Raw genomic sequence first — 23,863 nt, 5'->3', positions numbered from 1 at the left:
ACTACTCCCACAGGGCCGGGAGCCGAACACCAAACATCTGTTCAAACACCAGATATCCGATCCCGACTGTAACGATTGCAATGGCCAGTTTCTGCCAGATTTTTTCCCGGTTCGAGAAAATAACCATGACGGCGAAAACATAGAGCGCTGACGCAAGCAGATAGCCTATCTGCGAAAAAGCGAATATATAAACCGCCGTCGCCGCAATAATAAGATAGGCAGAACGATCGCTTGTTTTTTCAGAGTCACTGTCGCTAGCTTGATCCGCTTCCCGGGCTTCTCCGATAAAAGAAGCTTTGTCTGTGCGAATTTCTCTTAAAAAAAGAATCGCACTGAATATGACAGACAGGAAACCGATCAACATGGGGAAGAAGGAGGGCTTTAGCTGGCTTTCAACCACCGGCATTCCCAGGGAAAATGCTGACAGCAGATAACCGCACGAAACCACTAGAACAAACACATGGAAAAGTATTTTTCCGCTACTTTCTTTTTTCCGAAGCATGGCCTTATACCTCGAAAATGCCCCCGGTTACCGGAGGCATTCTCGCTGACGATTTACAGAGAAAGCTCATCCATGACTTTGAAGGTTTCTGTTTGCAGCTCACCCATCCAGCCCTGCACCTCTGCAGCGCCAAGCCAGCTTGGAGTCACACCGATGCTGGTGACCCAGGTCTGGAACTCTTCGCTTTCGAAGGCTTTCTGATAGGCGGATTCGATTACCGCAAGGGCATCTGCCGGCGTGTTCTTGGGCGCCGCCAGAATGATGAAGCTGCCGGTTTCAAGCGTGTATCCCAGCGTGCTGATTGGCGGCACGCTCTTGTAGGACGGGTTCTGTTCCGATGACAGCTCCACCAGGCCAATGGCATCGCCGGATTCCAGAATGCCGCTGAAGTCGCCCAGACTGGAGATGGCTCCATCCAGTTCGCCCGACAGCAAGGCCTCGGCTTCAGCCGTGGATGAACCCGGATAGGTGATGACATTGAAGTCTACCCCGGTTTTTTCCTCCAGACGGCGCACCGCCAGGAAAGGACCTGAGCCTTCAGGTGCCACGCCAATGCGCACCGTATTGGGATTCGCCTTAGCCGCTGCGATCAGTTCCTCAAAGCTGCTGTAGCCCGATTTTTTGGAAACCACAATGGCATCGGCTTCACGGGTAATACGGGCAATAGGCGCCATATTTTCCAGTGAATAACCCGGCACCATGTTGCCCCGCGGCAAGGTAATAACGCTGTCATAGGTCAGCACACCCAGGGTATGGCCATCCGGACGCGCCTTTGTCATCTGCATCAGGCCCGTGGCCGTTACAGCGCCGCCAATATTCTCGACATAAACCGACACCGGCATGTTCTGCTCGGCAAGATTGCTGATTTTGCGTGAAATGGCATCGGCACCGCCACCTGCAGGCCAGGGCACAATCAGGCGGATATCCCGGGACGGAAATTCCGCCGCGACGGCGGAGGATGTCAGCACAAGCGCGCCCAGGGCGAGGGTCAGATTACGTTTGAATTTTGTCAAAGACATGTTTAGCTCCACTTTCTTATGGTTGTATGTGTTCAATACGACTGATTTCGATACCCGCGCGTTCGCGGTTATTATTCCCGGGGGAACTCTTGGAAATTGCAGTAACTGATTTCGTGGAAATCAGGCTTCAGTGTATTTGGTGTACTCAGCCAGCGCGGCTTCGCTTGGCGGATAAAGACCGATAACGGCACTGCCGCTGCGGACCTTGCCAATAACATAGGCTTCGAATTTTTCCATCCGAATCGCTTCTTCCGCAATAACGGCCGCGCGTTCAAACGGAATCACGATAATGCCATCGCCATCTCCCACCAGGACATCGCCCGGGTTGACCATCACACCACCACAACCGATGGGAACCTGAATATCCACGGCATGGTGTTTGGTCAGATTGGTCGGCGCACTGGCCTTGGCACAGAAAACCGGCATATCCATGCGGGCAGCGTCGATGGCATCGCGAATACCGGCATCAGAAACAAAACCGGCACAGTCACGATACTCAAGACGGGCCAGAAGAATGCTGCCTGCGCTTGCGGCCGAAGCATCCTGGCGACAATCGGACACAAGAATATGACCTGCCGGAACTGTTTCCACCGCCAGACGCTGGGGATGTTTGGGATCTTTGAACGCCTCTATGGAATCAACATCTTCCCGCGCCGGGATATAGCGCAGGGTAAATGCCTGGCCAACCATCTTTACATCTTTTGAATTTATCCGGCTCACGCCCTGGATATAGGTATTGCGCAGCCCCTGCTTGAACAGGGCGGTATGCAATGTCGCTGTGGACACCTGCATAAGTAACTGCTTGATCCGCGGATCCAACGCCTGACTCTTATTTTCTTCGCTCATTGGACTCTTACCGTTGCTGATCTGTTGAAAGTAGAGTCAATATAGACGATGAAAACTTACAAATCAAACAACTTTTTACAAATACTTGGCATCATCAAAGGGCCCCTTCTGCCTGTTACGTGCTACAGACAGGCATCGTTCAGACAGCAACTACCTCGCCGCGGCCCCTGCTGTCTGACATCTGTACAGCTTGAATTTACACGCAATAGCGCCCATTTTCCCCCTTGCCAGACCAGGCCCGGGCGGACCTGCGTTGACAACACTGACCTGCCTAAATACTATTTGTAAAATTTATCTGGCCCAAATCATGAATACCCAAAGAATCAAATCGCCGGAATCCCTGTCATCGCTGGTATATGAAAAGATCCTTACCGCGATCATCAATGGCGAATACAGCGTCAATAAAAAGCTGCCGACCGAAGCCCAGCTGTGCGATATCTACAATGTTTCGCGCCCGGTGATCAGAGAATCCTTAACCCGGCTCAAGGAAGACAACCTGGTGGTCTCCAGACGGGGCTCCGGCAGCTTCGTGATAAAGCGCCCCGACAGCACAGTGCTGCAATTTTCCAGAATATCCAGCATCTCGGATATTCAGCGCTGCTTTGAATTCAGAACCAACATTGAGAGCGGTGCCGCCGGCCTTGCCGCCGTGCGGCGCACCAAAGAGCAGCTGGACCGGATTGTTCGTGCTGCCCAGGCCATGACCGAGGCCAGCAAGCGCCATGCCGTGGCCACCGATGAAGACTTCGAGTTTCATATTGCCATTGCCGATGCCGCCAATAACAACTACTACTCGACCGTTTTGAAGTCGCTGCAGGACAATATAAAAGAGGGCATGAACATCACCCGCACCCTGTCGCTGCAGGCCTCGGAAAAGCGCCTGACGATGGTACAAAACGAGCACGACGAGATTCTGGAGGCTATAGTCGCCGGCGACGGCCCGCGCGCCGAAACCGCCATGCGCGCCCATCTGACCAACGCCAAGACCCGCATGTTCGAAGGCACCGGCGACTAAAGCAAGAGCACACAGGTATGAGCAAACCCTGCCCGCCACGCACCCTGGTGATGGGTAAACCGGCAGCTTTCAGCTGCTTTCACCTTGAACCTTGAACCTGCTTTTTGGCTGTAAGCTGACAGCTATAAGCTTACGGCTTACGGCTTACGGCTGACAGCTCCGCCCCTTGACCCTTGCGCCTGCTTTTAACCTCTTAAAAACGATCAGACACAAAAAAGCCCCACTATTGACTAGCGAGGCTTCCATCAGCGTTACCTGGATAGCACTTGGTGCCCGGAGGCGGACCAAATTGCCAGGAGCAATTTGACATATCGGAGCGCAGCGACGATGACCCGCAGGGCGAGTATCAGGGACGATACGAGTCATCGAACCTCGGTTCGATGGAGCCTCACCCACTGAACGATCAGACACAAAAAAGCCCCACTATGACTAGCGAGGCTTCTAAGCATTACTTGGTGCCCGGAGGCGGACCAAATTGCCAGGAGCAATTTGACATATCGGAGCGCAGCGACGATGACCCGAAGGGTTAGCCACAGGGATGTGGCTAATAATCGAACCTCGGTTCGATGGAGCCTCACCCACTGAACGTCCAGACACAAAAAAGCCCCACTATTGACTAGCGAGGCTTCCAGGTATTACTTGGTGCCCGGAGGCGGAATCGAACCACCGACACGAGGATTTTCAATCCTCTGCTCTACCGACTGAGCTATCCGGGCAACTCAAGAGGCGCGTATTATTCTCTTTGGCGGCCGTCTTGTCAACGCTATATTTCCATAAATTTCATGGGTTTTGCGATAAATATCAAAACACCACACCCCCGGGTGAACGACTGCTCAGTGATCATCCATAAAGCGCTTCGCATGCTCCTGACCCTGGGTATTCTCCTCCCATTCCAGACGGTGATGCAGCGCACTTTTGGCCAGCATATGGGTACTGACCGGCGTGGTCAGCAGCAGGAATACGGCAATCAGCAGCTGATTCATGCTCAGCACGCCGCTGTTCCAGGATGACAGCAGCAAGGCACCGATCAGCAGTCCCCACATCCCCAGGGTCGTAGCCTTGGTGGGTGCGTGCATGCGCGTATAGAAGTCCGGCATGCGCACCAGCCCCAGCGAACCCAGCAGTATAAAGGTGCCGCCACCGAGCAGCAGCAACGAGACAATCAGTTCAAACCAGAATGGCACAGGTTTGCCTCCTTATTGAGTATTCATGACCTGGCAAGGCGCAGGCACAGCGCCGATGCCAGCGTCCTATTCGATAATGTCGCCACGCAGCATGTATTTGCACACCGCCACTGTGCTGACAAAACCCAGCAGGGCAATCAGCAGTGCGGCCTCAAAATAAAGCTCGGTGGCCTTCCAGAGGCCGAACAGAATGATCAGCGCGCTGCTGTTGATGTACAGCGTATCCAGCGCCAGCACCCGGTCCGGCAGACCCGAACGGGTATGCAGGCTCCACAGGTTCATCAGCATCGCCAGGCACAGCATGGCGAACACCAGGGGTATGACCCAGCTCAGCATTCGAAAATCTCCCGCAGCGGTGTCTCGTAACGGTGCTTGATGGTTGCGATCAACTGCGCCTCGTCTTCCAGATCCAGCACGTGCAGCAGCAAGCGGCTGCGATCCGCCGACACATCGGCGCTCACAGTACCCGGCGTCAGGGAAATAGCGCTGGCCAGCACAGTGATGGGGAAGTCCCGGGTAATATCCAGCGGCACTACAACAAAGGCCGGTCGCAGCCTCAGCTGTGGCCGCAGCGTCAGCCGCGCCACTTCCATATTGGCCACCAGAATGTCCCTGAGCACCCGAAACAGAAACATCAGCGCCTTGAACGGGTGACGGATGGTAGGCTGGGGATTGCGCAGATGCATCGTCAGCAGTGGAATCATCACCGCCAGCGCGGACCCCAATAGCAGATGGCCAGGCGCGACCGTCTGATTCAGCAACAGCCAGACCAGCAGCAGCAGCAAACTGGTATGGGGCAATGGTAGCCAGGTACGCATCTTATTTGACCTCCACCAGGTGAGTCACCGGCTGCAAAACGCTGCCGATCTGGCCCTGAACATCATGCAACTGCTGCGCCGTAGCGGCCACCATTTGCGTCACAGGCCCGGCAAAGACCGACAACAGCAACGGCATGGAAAGCAGCAGTACCGTCGCCAGCAGCTGCACCGGATTGGCCCGCATAATCTCGACAGGCTTGCCCGCCGGATTCCAGAACAGGGTACTGCCGGCACGGGACAGGGTTATCAGCGCCACCAGACTGCTGCCCAGCACCAGCGGCCAGAGCCAGCTCATTTCAGCGACGCTGCTGGCAGCACTGAGCATCAGCACCTTGCCGACGAAGCCCGCCAGCGGCGGCATGCCAATCACCGCAATGGCGCCGATAAAGAACAGCGATCCCAGCAGTCGACCCTGGCCCACGCCACGCCCCGGCACCAGCCGATCACCCACCTTGCCGCGCTGACGCGCAATCAGGTCGGCCAGCAGGAAAAGACCGCCGCTGATCAGGGTGCTGTGCAGCAGATAATAGAGTGCCGCTGCGGTGGCATCTTCACGCTGCAGCGCAATGACCGCCAGCAATGTGCCCACCGAGACAATGATCAGGTTGGCAACCAGCCGGCGCAGATCCTGCGAGGCCAATACACCTATGGCACCGATCAGAATCGTCATCAGGCCCAGTGGCCAGAGCCAGGGGCCGGCGATATGACTGAGGGGCCCGGCGGCGTCACCGAAAATCACCGTGAACACCCGCAGGATGGCGTAGATGCCCACCTTGGTCATGATGGCAAAGAGCGCCGCCACCGCCGGTGTCGAGGCCGCATAGGCCGCGGGCAGCCAGAACTGCAACGGCAGCATGGCGGCCTTGAGGCCAAACACGATCAGCAGCATCAGGCCGCCGGCGCGTACCAGGGGCGTCTCAGCGGGATCCAGCTGCTGCACCTTCTGCGCCAGATCAGCGATGTTCAGCGTACCCAGGGTGCCGTACAGAATACCCAGCGCAAACAGGAAGATGGCCGAGCCCGCCAGGTTCAGAATCACATAGTGCAGGCCGGCGCGGGTACGCGTCTTGCCACCGCCAAACATCAGCAGGCCGTAGGAGGCGATAAGCAGAATTTCGAAGAATACGAACAGGTTAAACAGGTCGCCGGTCAGGAAGGCGCCGTTGATACCCAGAATCTGGAACTGCAGCAGCGGCTGGAAAAAGGAGCCTTCTTCATCCCGGGGGCCGAAAGTATAGAGCAGCGAACAGAAGGCCAGCACCGAGGTCAGCAGCAGCAACATAGTACTGAGGCGATCGGCCACCATCACTATGCCAAAGGGCGCGGCCCAGTCTCCCACCGCATAAACCCCTATAACCCCCTGCTGCGCCTGCTGCACCAGCAGGACACTGGTCAGCATGGTGGCCGCCGACAGCACCAGGGCAAAGTTGCGCTGGCGCACGCGGCTCTCGGTCAGGGGTGGCAGCAACATCAGCAAGCCGCCGAGCAGCGGCAGAATAAGCGGTAACAGAATCAGATGCTGCATCTCAGCTGCGCTCCTCTGATTCCAGTACCAGTTCCGGTACGCGGCCGTCCACATGGTCGTTGCCCAGGTCGCCCCGGGCACGCATGGCCAGAATGACGACAAAGGCCGTCATGGCAAAACCAATCACGATCGCGGTCAGCACCAGCGCCTGGGGCAACGGATCGGCATGATCGCTGCCGCTCCCCAGCACCGCGGCAGCACTGTCATTCAGGCGCCCGGTGGAGAACAGAAACAGGTTCACACCATAGGACAGCAGGGTCAGGCCCACCACCACGGGAAAGGTGCGCCCGCGTAGCAGCAGGAAGACACCTGCGGCTGTCAGAACGCCGACACAGACGGCATACAGGGCTTCCATCAATCTTGCTCCTTGGTCACAGGTCTTTCACTGGTGGTCATCTGACCGAGATTGGCAAGAATCAGCAGCGTGGATCCCACCACCGTCATGTAAACCCCCAGGTCAAAGGTCATGGCGCTGGCCAGTTCGAATTCGCCCACCAGTGGCAGCTCGAAATGACCGAACCAGGACGTCAGGAAAGGCCGGCCAAACAGCCAGCTGGCAGCCCCTGTGAGGGTCGACAACAGCACGCCACAGCCAATCAGGCGCGGATAGATCACCCGTACCCGCGCTTTCATCCAGTCCACGCCCTGGGCCATGTACTGCAGAATCAACGCCACCGCCGTCACCAGTCCGGCGATAAAGCCGCCGCCCGGCATATTGTGGCCGCGCAGAAAAATGAACGCCGACACCAGCAACGCCAGCGGCAGCACGCTCTGGGAAATGGTCGCCAGCACCAGCGGATGGCGATCCCGCGCCCAGTTACGGCCATCGGCATCCCCGGAAGGCATAAACAGCCGCAGCCCTGCCAGCAGGTTGTAAATGCCCAGCGCCGCTATCCCCAGCACGGTGATTTCTCCCAGGGTATCGAAGCCACGGAAGTCCACCAGGATGACATTGACGACATTGTCGCCACCGCCGCCGGTCTTGCTGTTCTGCAGGAAGAAGTCGGAAATCGGGTTAAAACTGCGTGTCATCATGGCGTAGCTGATCGACCCCATAAGGCCACCGATCACAATCGACAGTGACAGGTCGCGCAGTATATGGCTTGGGCGTGATTCGCGCGGCGTACGCTGGGGCAGGAAAAACAGCGCCAGCATCAGCAGGATCAGCGTCACCACTTCTACCACCAGCTGCGTCAGAGCCAGATCCGGCGCTGAAAAGCGCGCAAACACCAGCGACACCACCAGACCCACAACGGACAGCATCAGCAAGGCCACAACCCGGTTGCGGTTATAGATCACCGTGGCAACGGCACCGATGCACAGCAGCAGCGCCATGGCGACGGCAACCCCATCCAGCGGCAGCTGCGGCCGGTCGCCGACCAGGCTCACCAGATCGAGCATCGACTGCCCCACCAGCAGGACCCACAACAGCAGCATCAGTACCAGATAGCGCTGCAGCGAGCCGTTATCGAGCCGCTCCAGCAGCCAGGTCGCGGCCGCAATCAGGCGGCGAACCACGCGTTCAAAGGCCTCATTGGCGTTGAACTCCGGGAACTGCTTCTGAAACGCATAGATATGGCGCCGGTTGAAGTACACCAGCAAACCGCCGCACATGGCCACCAGGCTCATGATCAGCGGCATGTTAAGGCCGTGCCAGATCGCCAGACTGTATTCGGGCAACTCGCCGCCCAGCACAGCAGAGGAGGCCAGCGCCAGCAGCGGCCCGACCACCAGGCTCGGGAATATACCCACCAGCAGGCAGAGCGCCACCAAAATTTCCACCGGCACTTTCATGTAGCGCGGGGGTTCATGGGGTGTGCGGGGCAGGTTGATCGGCTCGCCATTGAAGAAGACATCGTGGATAAAGCGCACCGAATAGGCCACCGAGAAAATCCCTGCCAGGGTCGCAAGCACTGGAATAATCCAGGAAAGTGAGCCCAGGAAGTGCTGCTGCAGGGTTTCGGCAAAGAACATTTCCTTGGACAAAAACCCGTTCATCAGCGGCACACCCGCCATCGCCAGAGCCGCCACCATGGCCAGGGCCGCGGTATAGGGCATGTATTTCCACATGCCGTTGATGCGCCGCATGTCCCGCGTGCCACACTCGTGATCAATGATGCCAGCGGCCATGAACAGCGAGGCCTTGAAGGTGGCGTGGTTGATGATATGGAACACCGCCGCCACAGCGCCAAGCTTGGTGCCAAGACCAAACAGCAGCGTAATCAGACCCAGATGACTGACCGTGGAGTAGGCCAGCAAGCCCTTGAGATCATGTTTGAACAGGGCGAAGTAAGCGCCCACCAACAGCGTTGTAAGACCGGTCAGGCTGACCAGAACAAACCACAGATCGGTGCCCGAGAGCGCTGGATAGAGCCTGGCCAGCAAAAAGAGCCCGGCCTTGACCATGGTAGCCGAGTGCAGATAGGCGCTGACAGGCGTTGGCGCCGCCATGGCATGGGGCAGCCAGAAATGGAACGGAAACTGCGCCGACTTGGTAAAGACACCCAGCAGCACCAGCACCAGAGTCACCGGATACCAGGCATGGGCACGAATCAAATCACCGCTGGCCAGAATCACATCCAGCTCGTAGCTGCCAGTGATCTTGCCCAGCAGCAGAATACCGCCCAGCAGCGCAAGGCCGCCGGCACCGGTGACGGTCACCGCCATGCGGGCACCGCGACGGGCCTCGCTCTTGTGCCACCAGTAGCCAATCAGCAGAAAGGAGCTGATGCTGGTCAGTTCCCAGAACATCCACAGCTGCAGCAGGTTGCCCGACAGCACTATGCCCAGCATCGCCGTCATGAACAGCATCAGATAGGCGTACAGCCGTGGCAGCGAATCCTGCGCCGACAGGTAATAGCGGGCGTAGAGGATAACCAGCAGGCCAATGCCCAGAATCAGAATGGAAAACAGCAGCGCCAGGCCGTCAAAGCGAAAGCTGATATTCAGCCCCAGCGCCGGCAGCCACTCCAGCTGCGCCTGAATCGAACTGCTGCCCTCTATCTGGGGAATCAGGCTTAGCGTCAGCAGCAGTGCCAGTGCCGGCAGTACCGCCGTGGCCCAGGCACAGGCCGTGCGTCCCAGGCCCGACGCCAGAATGGGGACGAGCGCCCCCAACAGTGGCAGCAGGGGTATCCACATGAGAGTCATGCCGTGTTCATTCCTGTTCCAGGCAAAATTGATGGTGAGCGGGCCAAAATCCAAGGGCCCGGTATCATGGCGGCGAGGCTGACCACTTCGCTCCGGTACAGGTCAAAGCCCGTATAAGCAGATTCGCCCGGCGGGTATCGCCGCCGGCCCTGCAACAAGCCCGGAGAAGTGCCCGACGGGATCAGGAGGCGTCGCTAGGCGGTACGTAACCTTCGGCCTGGGCGTAATCATCGCCGCGCATGAATTTATCCATTTCCTTCTGCAAAAATTCGCGGGTCGAGGGGTCCATCATGTTCAGGTGCTTCTCGTTGATCAGCAGCGTCTGGTGGGCGGTCCACTCGGTCCATGCCTGCTGGGAAATGTGCTCGTAGATATCCATGCCCTTGGGGCCGGGATAGGGCGGACGCGCTAGACCTTCCAGCTCCTGTTGGTACTTGCGGCAGAATACGGTACGGGTCATCGGTGTCTCCGAATAAATTACTTTTTAAGCTTGCGGACACACAGGCTCAGGCTCTGAGTTGTCCGTGACGCCGCAGGCTCTTTGATCCAAAAGCATGGACGCCAGTGTCTCCAGATGTGAAGCCCTGGGGCTCACACAGGCTGTCGGCTTAACTCGCCTGACAGGCCGCCAGCAGCCGTTTGACCGGCGCGGCAAGGCCCACACTGGCGGGCCGCTGTATGTTATACCAGAGTAACGGCGCCCCTTCCATGACAGCCTCTGCGTCACTGGGTCGCACCAGTACCGGCGTTATATCCAGATGAAAGTGACTGAAGGTATGGCGTAGCGGCGCCAGCACCCGGGCGCTATCGAGGTCCAGCGCAAGGCCGGTTTCACGTTCGGCATCACGCAGATCCGCCGCCTGGGGCAGGCTCCAGAGCCCACCCCAGAGGCCGCTCGGCGGGCGCTGCTGCAGCAGAATTTCACCGGCTTCGTTCTGCACCATCAGCATCAGCGTCTGGCGCACCGGCAGCACCTTTTTCGGCCTTGGCATCGGCAGCTCGCCGGTGCGTCCCTGGGCATGGGCCGCACAATCGCTCTGCAGCGGACAGCGCCCGCACTCGGGCTTGCCCCGGCGGCACAGGGTCGCGCCCAGGTCCATCATGGCCTGGGTATAGTCACCCCCGCGCTGCCAGGGCGTATTGCGCTCGGCATAAGCCCAGAGTTCCTGCATCACCGCCGTGCTGCCCGTCCAGCCGTCCAGGGCGTAAAAGCGCGCCAGCACCCGCTTGACGTTGCCATCCAGAATGGCGGCACGCTTGCCGGTCGAGATGGACAGTATGGCACCGGCGGTGGAACGGCCGATACCCGGCAGCGCCTCCAGCTCCTCGACGCTCTGGGGGAAACAGCCGTCGAACTCGCGGGCGACTATACCCGCGGTCTTGTGCAGGTTACGGGCCCGGGCGTAATAGCCCAGGCCTGTCCAGAGATGCAGCACCTCGTCCTGATCCGCCGCCGCCAGGGTCTCGACATCGGGGAAACGGGCGATAAAGCGCTCGAAATAGGGAATCACTGTTGCAACCTGCGTCTGCTGCAGCATGATTTCCGAAATCCAGGTGTGGTAGCTGCTTTTGTCCGCCTGCCAGGGCAGATCATGGCGGCCGTGCTGGTCAAACCAGTCGAGGACCGCCGTGCTGAATTGCTCGCTCGTCATCAGTTACCAAAGAGCCCCTTGAGTAGCTGCTTGGCATCATCGCCCAGCTTTTCCTGAATGCCTTCCTTGACCTTTTCTTCCACTTTTTTCTGCACATCCTGTTTCAGACGTGCCTTGAGCAGGTCCTCGAATACACTCAGATCCGGACGGCACAGCTTGGCCGGCGGCGTATCGAAGGAACCCTTGCAGTTCACCGGCCACTCGACACCCTGGATCTTGTTGTTGACCGAACAGCTCTGCTTGAACAGGTCTTCCTGAATCGTCAGGCCCAGGCGGTAATCAATCAGCGCCCTGGGCAGATCCACCGAACCGCTGCCCTTGAGGCCGATAGCATCCAGCGATGCCTGCAAATCCTCATTGCTCACCACACCATTGCGCATGATGAAATTGCCGCCCAGATTGGCAAAGGGTGTGGAGCCATCAACCTGCTCGGCATTGACGCCCAGACTCGCCAGGTTGTTGAAGCCCTGACAGACGGTCTGCGCCATGTCGATACCGCTGATGGTACCGTCCGCCACATTAAATTTGGCCGTGCCGTTGAGGCTGTTGACGATGGCATGCACCGAACGGCCCTGGGCACTGACTTCAGCCTGGCTGCTCAGGGTGCCGGTCATGGCGGGCTTTTCTTCAGGCTTGAGGGCCTGCAGCAGGTCACCTATCTGCAGGCCGCTGACAGCTTTGCTCGATTTAAGCTTCACCGGCGTGCCCCGTACATCCAGCACTGCGCTGTTGCGCACTGTGCCGCCAAAGAGGTTGGCATTGATACGCGACGCATTGATCAGGCCGTTGCGGGCATTGACCGCCAGATCAACATCGCTCAGTGTCATGCCCGATACCTGCAGCGCCTGCAGCTTGAACTGGGCATCCAGCAACAGCGAGCGCAGCGGTTCAACCGGAATCACTTCTTCTTTGGAGTAGCGCTCGCCGCTGGCGGCTTTGCCAGCCGACGCCGTCTGAGCACCCTGGGCGCTCTCGCTCTGGGGCGGCAGGTAGCTATCAAGATTGAAGGCATCGCCATTCAGATCCAGACTGATGGCCCCATCGGCCAGCCCATAGGCCAGGGCGCCATTGAAGTGGGTGTCATCCAGCGTCAGGCTCAGCGGCTTGAGGCTGATATTGCTGGGCGAACCACCCAGCACGGCGCTCAGCGACAGCCTGGTCAGCGCCTTGTCGTCCTGCATCGCAGGCAGCGGCTGACCCAGCAGTTCAAGCAGGCTGCGCGGATTGAATTCAGCCAGTTTAAGCTCGCCACCCAGCACGGGCGCGGCAAAATCCTGCAGCGACAGCGAACCGCTGGCCTTGAGGCTGGCAAGGCTCAGGTTCAGGTTGTCGATGCGGGCCAACTGTGCGACCAGGTCGGCGGCGACATCGCCGCTGAGTTTGAAATCCACCGGTTTGTCACCCAGCTCGGCCAGGCGCAGCTGCACACTGCTGTCCAGCCCGCGCAGGCGATACTGCTGCGTCAGCAGGTCGACCTGAACCTCGGCCTTGAGGCTGGTGTCGGCGCTCAGTGTCGGGGCGGCATCGCCTGCGGACTGATCCAGCTTGAAACTCAGCTCGATCGGGAAGTACTCGGTCTGGCGGATACGGCCAGACGTCAGCGCCAGCTCCTGCAGCCGCACCCGTGTGCCGGCCTTGAGGTCGGCATAGCTGATGCGGCCATTGCTGACGGCAATGCTTTCGATATCCAGCGCAAGATCTGCACTGCCATCAGTGTCTGCGCCTTCATCGCCGCTGCCTTCGGACTGCACCGGGGCGGCACCGGGCAGGCTCCAGTTGTTGCTGCCATCGGCCGCCTGCACCAGATTAAGATCCAGTCCCTCGACCATGATGCTGCTCATCTCGACCTGGCTTGACAGCAGCGGCAGCAGTTTCACTGACACATGGGCCTGTTCCAGGCTCGCCAGAGCCGGCTGCTGCGGATACTGCAGCTTGACCTGGCTGATTTCCAGCCCCAGCCAGGGGAAAACCGACCAGCCGATATCACCGTCAATACTCAGCTCCAGCCCGGCTTTCTCGAGCGCCAGCTGTTCAATATCGGCCTTGTAATCATTGGGTTCAAAAAAAACGCCGAGCAGAATCCCTGCTGTCGCAATCAGGATGACTACCAGAGCCGCCAGGCCCAGTATCAGTTTCGTCAAGCCTTTCATGGCTGCCTCCATTCATATATCAGTGCGCCAGCATAATAGGATCCCGTCAGGAAGCAACGTTTTAGCGTGCCAAAGGGGGCTTCACCGGCCTCCTTAAGGGTACCAAAATCATCCGCCATGCCGAGTCGTGCGCCGCCCCTGAGTTAGTTGTATAATCGCCGCCTTGATCAAGCTATCTGGAGCCCCCCATGGCAGAGCGTACCGCCACGGTCACCCGCAATACACTGGAGACGAAAATTACCGTCTCGGTCAATCTCGACGGCAGTGGCAAACTGAATGCTGATACCGGGGTTCCATTCCTCGAACACATGCTCGACCAGATAGCCCGTCACGGCCTGCTGGATCTGGAGATTCACTGTGTCGGTGACATCCATATCGACGATCACCACACCGTCGAGGATATAGGTATCACCCTGGGTCAGGCGATCGCCAAGGCCGTGGGCGACAAGAAAGGCATCATGCGCTACGGCCACGCCTATGTGCCGCTGGATGAAGCCCTGTCCCGCGTGACCATCGATTTCTCTGGCCGCCCCGGTCTGCACATGGACGTCGAGTTCACCCGCGCCTCCATTGGCCGACTCGATACCCAGCTGTTCTGGGAGTTCTTCCAGGGATTCGTCAATCATGCCGGTGTCACCCTGCATATCGACAACCTGAAAGGCTTTAACGCCCACCACCAGGCCGAAACCATCTTCAAGGCCTTCGGCCGCGCGGTGCGCTTTGCGCTGCAGATTGATGAACGCGCCGCCAATACGGTGCCCTCGACCAAGGGAAGCCTGTAAATGTCGAGCATTGCTGTTATCGATTACGGCATGGGCAACCTGCACTCCGTCGCCAAGGCGCTGGAGTTTGTGCAGCCGGGTGTCGAGGTGCGCGTCACCGCCGACCCCGAGCAGGTGCGCAGTGCCGACCGGGTACTGCTGCCGGGCGTGGGCGCCATCCGTGACTGCATGGCGGAAATCCGCCGTCTGGGCGTTGACCGCGAAGTGGCCGAGGCCATCGCCTCGGGCAAGCCGTTTCTGGGCATCTGCGTCGGCTATCAGGCCCTGATGCAGCACTCGGAAGAAAACGGCGGTGTCGACTGTCTCGGCCAGTTCGATGGCCAGGTGCGCTTTTTCGGCGACAGCCTGAAAGACAGCGCCGGTGAAAAGCTCAAGGTGCCGCACATGGGCTGGAACTGCGTCGAGCAGACCAGGGATCATCCGCTCTGGGCCCAGATCGACAACGGCAGCCGTTTCTACTTCGTGCACAGCTATCATGTTCAGCTGGGCCAGCGCGACCAGGTTGCCGCCACCTGCGAATACGGCACCCAGTTTGACGTCGCCCTGCAGCACAAGAACGTGTTCGCCACCCAGTTCCACCCCGAAAAAAGCCAGAAGGCCGGGCTGCAGCTGCTGAAGAATTTCCTGAACTGGGACGGCACCCTGTAGCCACGGCTGCAGACGCGTCTGAGTCCCACCCTGAACGACGGTGATGGCCCCTGCACAGCGGCGGTCACCGGCATCAAACGATCAGCGAGACCATTATGCTTATTATCCCTGCGATTGATCTGAAAGACGGTAAATGCGTACGCCTGCGTCAGGGCCGGATGGACGACTCCACCGTATTCTCCGACAACCCGGTCGAAATGGCCGCCAAGTGGGTTGACGCCGGCTGCCGCAGGCTGCACCTGGTTGACCTGAACGGCGCCTTTGCCGGCACGCCGGTCAATGGCGAGATCGTCAGCGCCATCGCCAAGGCCTACCCTGAGCTGCCGATCCAGATCGGCGGCGGCATTCGCAGCGCCGAAACCATCGAAGCCTATCTCAAGGCCGGCGTCGAATACGTCATCATCGGCACCAAGGCGGTGAAGGAGCCCGAGTTCGTGACCGAAATGTGCAAGCGTTTCCCGGGTCACATCATCGTGGGCATCGATGCCCAGGACGGCCTGGTAGCCACCGATGGCTGGGCTGAGATTTCCAGCGTCAAGGCGATCGATCTGGCCAAGCGTTTTCGTGACGACGGCGTATCGTCCATTGTTTACACCGATATCAGCCGTGACGGCATGATGCAGGGCGTCAACGTCGAAGCCACGGCGGAACTGGCCCGTGAATGCGGCATTCCGATTATCGCTTCCGGTGGCGTCACCGATATCAACGATATCCATGCACTGGCCGCCGTGGCGGATCAGGGTATTCTGGGTGCTATCACCGGACGCGCTATCTATGAAGGCACCCTGGACGTAGCCCAGGCCCAGCAGCTCTGCGACCAACTCGGCAACTGAAGTCGGCAACTGAAGGAAATACCGCCATGGCATTGGCCAAACGTATCATTCCCTGTCTTGATGTCGAGAACGGCCGTGTCGTAAAAGGCGTGCAGTTCCTCGATATCCGCGACGCCGGTGATCCGGTCGAGATTGCCCGCAAGTACGATGAGCAGGGCGCCGACGAAATCACCTTTCTGGATATTACCGCCAGCCACGAAGGCCGTGACACCATGGTGAACACGGTCGAAAAAATGGCCTCCCAGGTGTTTATCCCGCTCACCGTCGGTGGCGGCATTCGCACCTGTGACGATATCCGCCGCATGCTCAATGCCGGCGCCGACAAGGTATCCATCAACACCGCCGCAGTGTTCAACCCCGAGTTCGTGCGCGAAGCCGCGCAGCGCTTTGGTTCGCAGTGCATAGTGGTGGCCATTGATGCCAAGAAGGTGTCGCTGCAGGGCGAAGCGGATCGCTGGGAGATCTTTACCCACGGCGGGCGCAAGCCCACCGGGCTCGATGCGGTGGAGTGGTCACGCAAGATGGTGGAGTTTGGCGCCGGCGAAATCCTGCTGACCTCAATGGATCGCGATGGCACCAAGAATGGCTTTGACCTGGGCGTTACCCGGGCCATTTCCGAAGCGGTGCATGTGCCTGTTATCGCCTCCGGTGGCGTTGGCAACCTGGATCATCTGGTAGCCGGCTGCATCGAAGGCAAGGCCGATGCGGTACTGGCGGCGTCCATTTTCCACTTCAACGAATACAGCATCCCCCAGGCCAAGGCCTATATGCGCGAGCGCGGTATCGAAGTACGCCTCTGACAATCGCACTGCCCGCGAGTGACGCCGCCCGGTGTCACTCGCCTTTCTGCTTACGGCTTACGGCTTACGGCTTACGGCTTACAGCCTTCTAGCCGACCTCGACTTCCCCCAGCCGTTCCAGCAATTTATCCAGCGCCATGGGACGCCCAAGCAGGTAACCCTGGGCATGGGTCGCCTTCATTTCCCGCAGCGCCTGTAGCTGAGATTCCGTCTCCACGCCTTCGGCAATAGACTGAATGCCCAGCGACTTGGACAGCGCCAGTATGGCTTCCACCACCGGGCAGTAGCTGCCAGGCAGCTGGTTGCTGATAAAGCTGCGATCAACCTTGAGGCCGTCGATCGGCAGGGTGGTCAGATAGCTCAGGGAGGAGTAACCGGTGCCAAAATCATCGATCAGCACCCGCAGTCCTGCGTTCTGCCAGTGTTGCAGGGTTTCGGCGCACTTCTCGATATTGCGCATCATGGTGGTTTCGGTAATTTCGATACGCAGATTGCGCGGTGGCACCCGCTCGCGCAGCAGAATTTCAAGAATGCCATCACGCAGCCGATCAGACTGCAGTGCCACACCGGATACGTTCAGTGACAGCTTGAAGTCCGGCATTTGCGGCAGAATATGCTGGCGCAGCGCCCGGCAACTGCACTCCATCACCCAGAGCGTCAGCGCCTCGATGCGATCGGAATCCTCCACTATGGGGATAAAGCGTCCCGGTGGAATAAGCCCGTACTCCGGATGATTCCAGCGGATCAGTGCTTCGCCGCCACTGATCTGATTGGTCTGCAGGTCGAAAATCGGCTGATACTCCAGAAACAGCTGCGATTCACTGATCGCCGCGTCTATCCCCTGCAACACCATCAGGTGGTCCTGCAGCTGGGACTTCAACTCCTGACGAAAGAAGCAGTACTGATGACGCCCGGCGTGCTTGGCGGCGTACATGGCGATATCGGCGTGACGCATCATGTCCTGGGCCGTTTCACCGTCCTCGGGATAGAGAGTAATGCCGATACTGGCCGACACACTGTAACGCTGCCCGTCAAGGCTCACAGGCTCAACAAAGAGTTCACTGACGCGCTGGGCCAGGGTTTCGGTGCAGACGGAGTCACAGAGCGGAAACACCAGCGTGAATTCATCGCCGCCCAGGCGCGCAATCAGCGGCTTGGTATCACCGGCCAAACCGTCCAGCGATGCATCGACCACCAGCTGCTGCAAACGTGCCGCGACGACCTTCAGTACCTGATCACCGACATCATGGCCGGCCCCGTCGTTGACCTGTTTGAAGTGATCCAGATCGATAAACATCATGGCCAGGGATTTACCCCTTTGCTTGCAGTCCAGCAGCATCTGTTCAAGCTCCTGCTGCAACAGACGCCGGTTGGCCAGCCCGGTCAGGGGATCATGGAATGCGAGGCGTGACACCTCACCATGGCTGCTCTGCACCCGCAGGCGCATCTGCTCCAGCGCATCGGCCAGCTCTCCGACTTCATCTTCGCGCCCCAGGCTAAAACTGATGCAGTCGTCATGGGCACGGAACTTGCGGCTGCGGGCCGCCAGCTCCTTCAGCGGTCGCGTCAGGCCGCGACTCACCGCCACCGACAGCGCCAGGGTAAACAGCGCCAGCACGACAAAGCCAAGCAGCAGCACCAGCTTGACCTCCTGCCGCAATCCTCCCAGCGTCTTCGTCAGCTGCCGGGAAGCATTGTCGATATCGGTCTGGGCTGCGCGGTAAGACATCGAGAAACGCACCGCACCCAGGGTGACAGAGCCTGACTTGATGGGGTAAACCACATGCAGATACTCGCCCAGCGGCCGCGCACCCGGCTGAAAGTGGTTGCCCAGCCCCGCCGGAACGCGGTCCCCAAGAGGCTCGCCGTAGGACAGCAGGTCGGCGCTACCGTCGTGCAGAATGCGCCTGTCCGCATCGTAGACATAGATGTAGCCGATCTCGGTACGTTCTTTGAGCTGCGACAGTATGCCCTGAATCTGACTGAAATCGTGCAGGTACACAGGATCCAGCAGGCTATTGGCCAGGGTCTCCCCAAGCAGCAGGGCATCGCGACTGACCTGGCGCACCATGCTGGTTTCGATCGCATCCTGCCCGGCAATAGTGATGCGGCTATATACGCCCTGCAGGACGTAGAGCGAAAACACCAGCAGCGCGCTGCTGGTGCCAAAGGTGATCAGCATCAGAATGGCGCCGTAGCGGGTGGCGATGGAGCGCCGCAACAGGGCTACCACGTGCGGCTACTTTGGTAGATATCATTCAGCAATTGCATATCATCCGGCAGGATCGGCTCAAAACCAGTCGTTTGTTCGTAACGCGCCAGCAGATCAGGGGCGCTCTCGGGCGTCAGGCGCTGCAGCAGCTCTTGCAGCGCAGTCACCAATTCGGGCGCGAGCCCGGCGGATACCAGCTCCAGTGCCCGCGGGTACGAAGGCGAGCGAAAAATAATGCGCAGCTCATCTCGCAGCGCCGGCGGCACCCGGGCCGGGTTTTCCCAGTCATTATTATTCAGCGCACCGGCAACAATGAGCGACTTGTGCACCCAGAGTGCATTGTTGCGCTCATTACGACTGAAAATATAGCTGACACGCCCAGGCACTGGCGACTGATGCATGTCCAGCATCGGATTCAACGCCAATCCCTGCTGCTCCAGCAAACGGCGGGGCAGATAATAACTGCTAAATGAGTCGGCATGTTCAAAGGCAATAGACCGACCCACCAAATCCTCAAGGCTGTGCACCCCAGAATCCGCCCGGGTATAGATAATGCTCTGATAATCCCGCTGGCCGCGTTTCCACTTGCGCAACAGCAAGCGTGCGCCGGCTTCATGCACCAGGCGCGCGGCTGTATAAGGCGTTTCGGTCACCCAGTCCACTTCGCCCCGGCGCATCGCCGCTATCAGATCAGTGGCCTGCGCAAACAGTCGCACTTCTGCCGAGGTGATACCCAGGGGAGCCAGCTGCAGGGCGGCATACTCCGCCATCGGGCGCAATTGCTCGTAATCCTTGCCGGGCCTGTCACTCACCTGCCCCAATACCAGCACTCGGGCCTCGGCCGCAGAGAAAATAACCAGCCCCAACAATAAGGGTATCAGTCGTGACAACATCTTATTCTTCATATTATATGATTGGCCATCAAACCAAAGTACTTGAATTTATTGGGAAATAAAAGGCTCTCACAGAGTTTCAGAGCCCCATAGAGGCCCCGCAGACATCCGCACAAGACACTGTACACCGCGCCAAAGCCGCATGGCGCGGCGCCAGCCCCCCTCCCCGTGCGGTTCCCGCCAACGGGCGCTCAGCGTATCATTGGCCTAACCCTGTTGCAGCCGCCCGGCGCCGACCTGCTTTGGCTCCTGTTATCCGGCTGTCACACAAACGCGATCTAATTATTGACCAGACAAGAGGTAGTTTCCCGTGGCCTTTAACGACAGCCAGCGCATGTACCCGCAAACCCGCCTGCGACGCATGCGCGCTGACAGCTTTTCGCGCCGTCTGATGTGCGAGAATCAGCTGACACCGAATGACCTCATCTACCCGGTGTTTGTCATCGAGGGCAAGGATCAGACCGAAACGATCGCCTCCATGCCCGGTATCGAGCGCATGACCATCGACCGCCTGGTAAAGGATGCCCGCGAGGTACAGGCCCTGGGCATTCCCGCCATAGCCCTGTTTCCCGTCACTCCGGCGAGCGCAAAATCCGAGCTGGCTGAGGAGTCCTGGAACCCGGATGGCCTGGCCCAGCGTGCAGTGCGGGCAGTCAAGGATGCCTGCCCGGAGCTGGGAGTTATCACCGATGTGGCACTGGACCCCTTCACCACCCACGGCCAGGACGGCATCATAGACGCGAGCGGCTATGTACTGAACGACCGCACCGTTGAAACCCTGGTGCGCCAGGCGCTGTCCCACGCCGACGCCGGCGCCGATGTGGTGGCACCGAGTGACATGATGGACGGTCGCATCGTTGCCATCCGTGACATGCTGGAAGCCGAGAATCACGTCAACACCCGTATCATGGCGTATTCTGCCAAGTATGCGAGTGCCTACTACGGCCCCTTCCGCGATGCCGTCGGATCGGCGGCGAACCTGGGCAAGAGCAACAAGTTCAGCTACCAGATGGATCCGGCCAACAGCGACGAAGCACTGCACGAAGTCGCCATGGATCTGGCCGAAGGCGCCGACATGGTAATGATCAAGCCCGGCATGCCCTACCTCGATATAGTGCGCAGAGTGAAAGAAGAGCTCAAGGCGCCGACCTTCGTCTATCAGGTCAGCGGCGAGTACGCCATGCACATGGCCGCCTTCCAGAATGGCTGGCTGGACGAGCGCTCGGTAACGCTTGAATCCCTGCTGGCATTCAAGCGCGCCGGTGCCGACGGCGTGCTGACCTATTTTGCCAAGCGCGCAGCGCGGGCACTCAACGAATAACAGGCTGCCAGGCACAGGCCTGCGACAATAAGGAGCACAGGGAATGAATACTCAGATCGCAGAAGCAACCGCTGAAGTCAGCACCGCACCGGTGGTCATTGAGCAGGCCGAGATTGAAGCCGCGGAGGCGGCTCAGGCCCTGCTGGAGAGCCGCGAAAGCCTGCCCATTACTGAACCGGTGGAACAGACACCGCTGGATCTAAAGGCACCAGAGCTTTATATCAATCAGGAACTCAGCCATCTGCAGTTCAACGTGCGGGTACTGGAGCAGTCGCTGGACCCCAGTTATCCGCTGCTGGAACGGCTGATGTTCCTGCTGATTTTTTCCAGCAATCTGGACGAGTTCTTCGAAATTCGCGTCGCCGAGCAGCTGCGCCAGCTCAAGTATGGCCGCGAAGCTGTTGGGCCCGATGCCATGCATCCGCAGAAAATGCTCGAGCGCATCAGCGAAATTTGCGATATCAACGTCACCCGCCAGTACAAGATTCTCAACGAGACCATATTCCCGGAAATGGCCCAGCAGGGCATTCGTTTCGTCCGCCGCGGCGACTGGAGCGACGAACAGCGCGCCTGGGTAAAGGACTGGTTCGAACAGAATGTGGTGCCGGTTATCAGCCCCATCGGGCTCGACCCCTCGCATCCTTTCCCGCGGCTGGTCAACAAGAGCCTGAACTTCATCGTCCAGCTCGATGGCAAGGATGCTTTCGGCCGTGAAACGGGGCTGGCCATAATTCCCGCACCGCGTTCACTGCCACGCCTGGTGCGCCTGCCCGACGAACTCTGCGAGGGCGGTGACAACCTTATCTTCCTGTCGTCGATGATCCACGAGTTCGCCGAAGACCTCTTCCCCGGCATGAAGGTCGAGGGCTGCTATCAGTTCCGCATCACCCGCAACGCGGATTTGACCTTCGACTTCGAGGAAATAGAGGATCTGGCCCGCACTCTCAAGGGAGAACTGCACTCGCGCAAATATGGCGACGCGGTGCGACTCGAGATCGACAACCGCACGCCGGACAGGTACATCCACTTCCTGCAGCAGGAATTCACCATCAGCGACAGCCAGGTGTACCGCGTCGATGGTCCGGTCAACCTGACCCGCCTGATGGCGGTGCGCGACATGGTGGAACGCGCCGACCTGCGCTGGAAGCCGTTTTCACCCGGCATTCCGAACAAGCTCAAGGACGAGAAGACCGTCTTTGAAAGCCTCACGGCGAGCGAGCAGCTGCTGCTGCACCCCTGGCAGTCGTTCTCGCCGGTGGTCGACCTGCTGCGCCAGGCCGCCAAGGACCCCAAGGTACTGGCCATCAAGCAGACGCTGTACCGTACCGGCGTCAAGTCCGACATCGTCAACGCCCTGGTGGAGGCCGCGCGCAACGGCAAGGAAGTCACAGTGGTGATCGAGCTGCGCGCCCGCTTTGACGAGGAGAGCAACCTCAACCTGGCCAGCCGCCTGCAGGAAGCCGGCTGTCTGGTGGTGTACGGCGTGGTGGGCTACAAGTGCCACGCCAAGCTGATGCTGATCGTGCGCCAGGAAGGCACCCGGCTGGTACGCTATTGCCACCTGGGGACCGGCAACTATCACTCCGGCACCGCCCGGCTGTACACCGACTACAGCTTTATGACCGCCGATCAGGAAATGTGCGAGGACGTGCACAAGGTGTTCCAGCAACTCACCGGTATGGGCAAGATTCAGCGCCTGAAAAAGCTCTATAACGCGCCCTTTACCCTGCACGCCAAGATGCTTGAACTGATCCAGCGTGAAATCAAGCATGCCCGCGCCGGCAAGCCTGCGCGCATTATCGTCAAGGTCAATGGTCTCACCGAACCCAAGCTGATCCGGGGCCTGTATGAGGCCTCCCAGGCCGGCGTGCAGGTGGATCTGATCATACGCGGCAGCTGCCGCCTGCGCCCCGGTATCGAGGGTATCTCGGACAATATCCGGGTGGTGTCAATTGTCGGCCGCTTCCTGGAACACACCAGGGTCTACTACTTCGAGAATGCCGATCACAAACCCGATGTATTCTGCGCCAGCGCCGACTGGATGGAACGCAACATGCTGCACCGGGTGGAAACCGGCTTCCAGCTGTCGGGCAAGCATGCCGAGCGCATCAAGCGCGAGCTCGACTACTATCTGCGCGACAACACCCACAGCTGGATGCTGGCCTCGGATGGCAGCTATACCCTGCGCCAGCCCGCCGAAGACGAAGAAGCCTTCAGCGCCCAGCAGCAGTTGCTCAACGACTACGCCAGCTAGGCATCAGCCAGCACCCACCTGTGCGGCCCTGAATCCCAGGTCCGCTCCCCGTCGCAGTGCCAATTCGGCGCTGCGACTTCCCTCCGGCAGCCGCCACCGTTACACTTCCTGTTCAAGCCGTCAGCTCTTTCCCGGCGCTGTCGACGGCAAAATTTGCCTTTTGCCGATTTTTGCGGACAATAGCGCCCCTTTCCCGGCCGCGACACGCCGGGCAACAGGGAGATGTGGCGCCAACAGACACATCCCGGGGTGGTCACGC

General features: G+C 59.2%; 21 protein-coding genes and 1 tRNA gene. 7 read left to right on the top strand and 15 right to left on the bottom strand.

Annotation, left to right across the window (positions count from 1 at the left end; translation table 11 throughout):
* Position 1 precedes the first annotated feature (1 nt).
* The 3 genes from A8C75_RS00805 to A8C75_RS00795 all read right to left on the bottom strand — a co-directional run bounded on the left by A8C75_RS00805 (position 2) and on the right by A8C75_RS00795 (position 2,367).
* Positions 2–502 (bottom strand): tripartite tricarboxylate transporter TctB family protein, encoded by a 501-nt coding sequence (locus A8C75_RS00805; protein WP_084783613.1) that lies wholly within the window; start codon positions 500–502, stop codon positions 2–4.
* 53 nt (positions 503–555) lie between these two features.
* Positions 556–1,521, bottom strand: a complete 966-nt coding sequence (locus tag A8C75_RS00800; protein WP_067376729.1) for a Bug family tripartite tricarboxylate transporter substrate binding protein — start codon at positions 1,519–1,521, stop codon at positions 556–558.
* Positions 1,522–1,641: 120 nt separating this feature from the next.
* A complete protein-coding gene (locus A8C75_RS00795) occupies positions 1,642–2,367 on the bottom strand; it encodes a ribonuclease activity regulator RraA (RefSeq protein ID WP_067376726.1) in 726 nt (241 codons plus the stop codon).
* 307 nt (positions 2,368–2,674) lie between these two features.
* Here A8C75_RS00795 and A8C75_RS00790 point away from each other — a divergent pair, with 307 nt between their 5' ends.
* The gene (locus tag A8C75_RS00790; RefSeq protein WP_067376722.1) at positions 2,675–3,382 is read left to right on the top strand and encodes a FadR/GntR family transcriptional regulator; all 708 of its coding nucleotides are present in this window, start codon (positions 2,675–2,677) and stop codon (positions 3,380–3,382) included.
* A gap of 640 nt (positions 3,383–4,022) precedes the next feature.
* Here A8C75_RS00790 and A8C75_RS00785 read toward each other — a convergent pair.
* The 10 genes from A8C75_RS00785 to A8C75_RS00740 all read right to left on the bottom strand — a co-directional run bounded on the left by A8C75_RS00785 (position 4,023) and on the right by A8C75_RS00740 (position 13,861).
* Positions 4,023–4,098 (bottom strand) — tRNA-Phe (locus A8C75_RS00785).
* 117 nt (positions 4,099–4,215) lie between these two features.
* The gene (locus tag A8C75_RS00780; RefSeq protein WP_067376720.1) at positions 4,216–4,566 is read right to left on the bottom strand and encodes a Na+/H+ antiporter subunit G; all 351 of its coding nucleotides are present in this window, start codon (positions 4,564–4,566) and stop codon (positions 4,216–4,218) included.
* Between the two features lie 66 nt (positions 4,567–4,632).
* Positions 4,633–4,902: a K+/H+ antiporter subunit F gene (locus tag A8C75_RS00775; protein WP_067376718.1), complete on the bottom strand. Its 270-nt coding sequence runs from the start codon at positions 4,900–4,902 to the stop codon at positions 4,633–4,635.
* Positions 4,896–5,384: a Na+/H+ antiporter subunit E gene (locus A8C75_RS00770; RefSeq protein ID WP_067376715.1), complete on the bottom strand. Its 489-nt coding sequence runs from the start codon at positions 5,382–5,384 to the stop codon at positions 4,896–4,898. Before A8C75_RS00770 ends, A8C75_RS00775 begins: the two co-directional genes overlap by 7 nt.
* A gap of 1 nt (position 5,385) precedes the next feature.
* Positions 5,386–6,909, bottom strand: coding sequence for a monovalent cation/H+ antiporter subunit D (locus A8C75_RS00765; RefSeq protein ID WP_067376713.1), 1,524 nt, complete (start codon positions 6,907–6,909; stop codon positions 5,386–5,388).
* Position 6,910: 1 nt separating this feature from the next.
* Positions 6,911–7,264 carry a Na+/H+ antiporter subunit C gene (locus tag A8C75_RS00760; protein ID WP_067376710.1) on the bottom strand — a complete coding sequence of 118 codons (354 nt, stop codon included), beginning with the start codon at positions 7,262–7,264 and terminating at the stop codon, positions 6,911–6,913.
* The gene (locus tag A8C75_RS00755) at positions 7,264–10,059 is read right to left on the bottom strand and encodes a monovalent cation/H+ antiporter subunit A (RefSeq protein ID WP_067386866.1); all 2,796 of its coding nucleotides are present in this window, start codon (positions 10,057–10,059) and stop codon (positions 7,264–7,266) included. The genes A8C75_RS00760 and A8C75_RS00755 overlap by 1 nt, the downstream gene beginning before the upstream one ends.
* A 181-nt stretch (positions 10,060–10,240) precedes the next feature.
* The gene (locus A8C75_RS00750) at positions 10,241–10,519 is read right to left on the bottom strand and encodes an oxidative damage protection protein (protein WP_067376707.1); all 279 of its coding nucleotides are present in this window, start codon (positions 10,517–10,519) and stop codon (positions 10,241–10,243) included.
* A 148-nt stretch (positions 10,520–10,667) separates the two neighbouring features.
* On the bottom strand, positions 10,668–11,711 hold the full coding sequence (gene mutY / locus A8C75_RS00745; RefSeq protein ID WP_067376704.1) for an A/G-specific adenine glycosylase: 1,044 nt from the start codon (positions 11,709–11,711) through the stop codon (positions 10,668–10,670).
* The gene (locus A8C75_RS00740; protein ID WP_067376701.1) at positions 11,711–13,861 is read right to left on the bottom strand and encodes an AsmA family protein; all 2,151 of its coding nucleotides are present in this window, start codon (positions 13,859–13,861) and stop codon (positions 11,711–11,713) included. The genes mutY and A8C75_RS00740 overlap by 1 nt, the downstream gene beginning before the upstream one ends.
* Before the next feature lie 188 nt (positions 13,862–14,049).
* Between A8C75_RS00740 and hisB the strand changes: the two genes are divergently transcribed.
* The 4 genes from hisB (at position 14,050) to hisF (ending at position 16,924) form a co-directional block, all read left to right on the top strand.
* Entirely contained in the window at positions 14,050–14,643 is a 594-nt protein-coding gene (hisB, locus tag A8C75_RS00735) for an imidazoleglycerol-phosphate dehydratase HisB (RefSeq protein WP_067376697.1), read from the top strand.
* Positions 14,644–15,291 carry an imidazole glycerol phosphate synthase subunit HisH gene (hisH, locus tag A8C75_RS00730; RefSeq protein ID WP_067376695.1) on the top strand — a complete coding sequence of 216 codons (648 nt, stop codon included), beginning with the start codon at positions 14,644–14,646 and terminating at the stop codon, positions 15,289–15,291. It begins immediately after the preceding gene.
* A 95-nt stretch (positions 15,292–15,386) separates the two neighbouring features.
* The gene (hisA, locus tag A8C75_RS00725) at positions 15,387–16,124 is read left to right on the top strand and encodes a 1-(5-phosphoribosyl)-5-[(5-phosphoribosylamino)methylideneamino]imidazole-4-carboxamide isomerase (RefSeq protein ID WP_067376692.1); all 738 of its coding nucleotides are present in this window, start codon (positions 15,387–15,389) and stop codon (positions 16,122–16,124) included.
* A gap of 26 nt (positions 16,125–16,150) precedes the next feature.
* Positions 16,151–16,924, top strand: coding sequence for an imidazole glycerol phosphate synthase subunit HisF (hisF, locus tag A8C75_RS00720; protein ID WP_067376689.1), 774 nt, complete (start codon positions 16,151–16,153; stop codon positions 16,922–16,924).
* A gap of 88 nt (positions 16,925–17,012) precedes the next feature.
* Here hisF and A8C75_RS00715 read toward each other — a convergent pair whose 3' ends face one another.
* Positions 17,013–19,157, bottom strand: coding sequence for a putative bifunctional diguanylate cyclase/phosphodiesterase (locus A8C75_RS00715; protein ID WP_067376686.1), 2,145 nt, complete (start codon positions 19,155–19,157; stop codon positions 17,013–17,015).
* Complete coding sequence (locus tag A8C75_RS00710) at positions 19,151–20,029, bottom strand: phosphate/phosphite/phosphonate ABC transporter substrate-binding protein (protein ID WP_157890188.1); 879 nt, start codon at positions 20,027–20,029, stop codon at positions 19,151–19,153. The genes A8C75_RS00715 and A8C75_RS00710 overlap by 7 nt, the downstream gene beginning before the upstream one ends.
* Positions 20,030–20,339: 310 nt before the next feature.
* Between A8C75_RS00710 and hemB the strand changes: the two genes are divergently transcribed.
* Together hemB and ppk1 are read left to right on the top strand one after the other, a co-directional pair.
* On the top strand, positions 20,340–21,350 hold the full coding sequence (gene hemB, locus A8C75_RS00705) for a porphobilinogen synthase (protein WP_067376682.1): 1,011 nt from the start codon (positions 20,340–20,342) through the stop codon (positions 21,348–21,350).
* 43 nt (positions 21,351–21,393) lie between these two features.
* Positions 21,394–23,604 (top strand): polyphosphate kinase 1, encoded by a 2,211-nt coding sequence (gene ppk1 / locus A8C75_RS00700; RefSeq protein WP_067376679.1) that lies wholly within the window; start codon positions 21,394–21,396, stop codon positions 23,602–23,604.
* Positions 23,605–23,863: the final 259 nt, after the last annotated feature.

Source organism: Marinobacterium aestuarii (assembly GCF_001651805.1).
GTDB lineage: Bacteria > Pseudomonadota > Gammaproteobacteria > Pseudomonadales > Balneatricaceae > Marinobacterium_A > Marinobacterium_A aestuarii.
The sequence above is the reverse complement of the archived record's forward strand: the minus strand, read 5'-3'. Positions and strand labels throughout refer to the sequence as shown.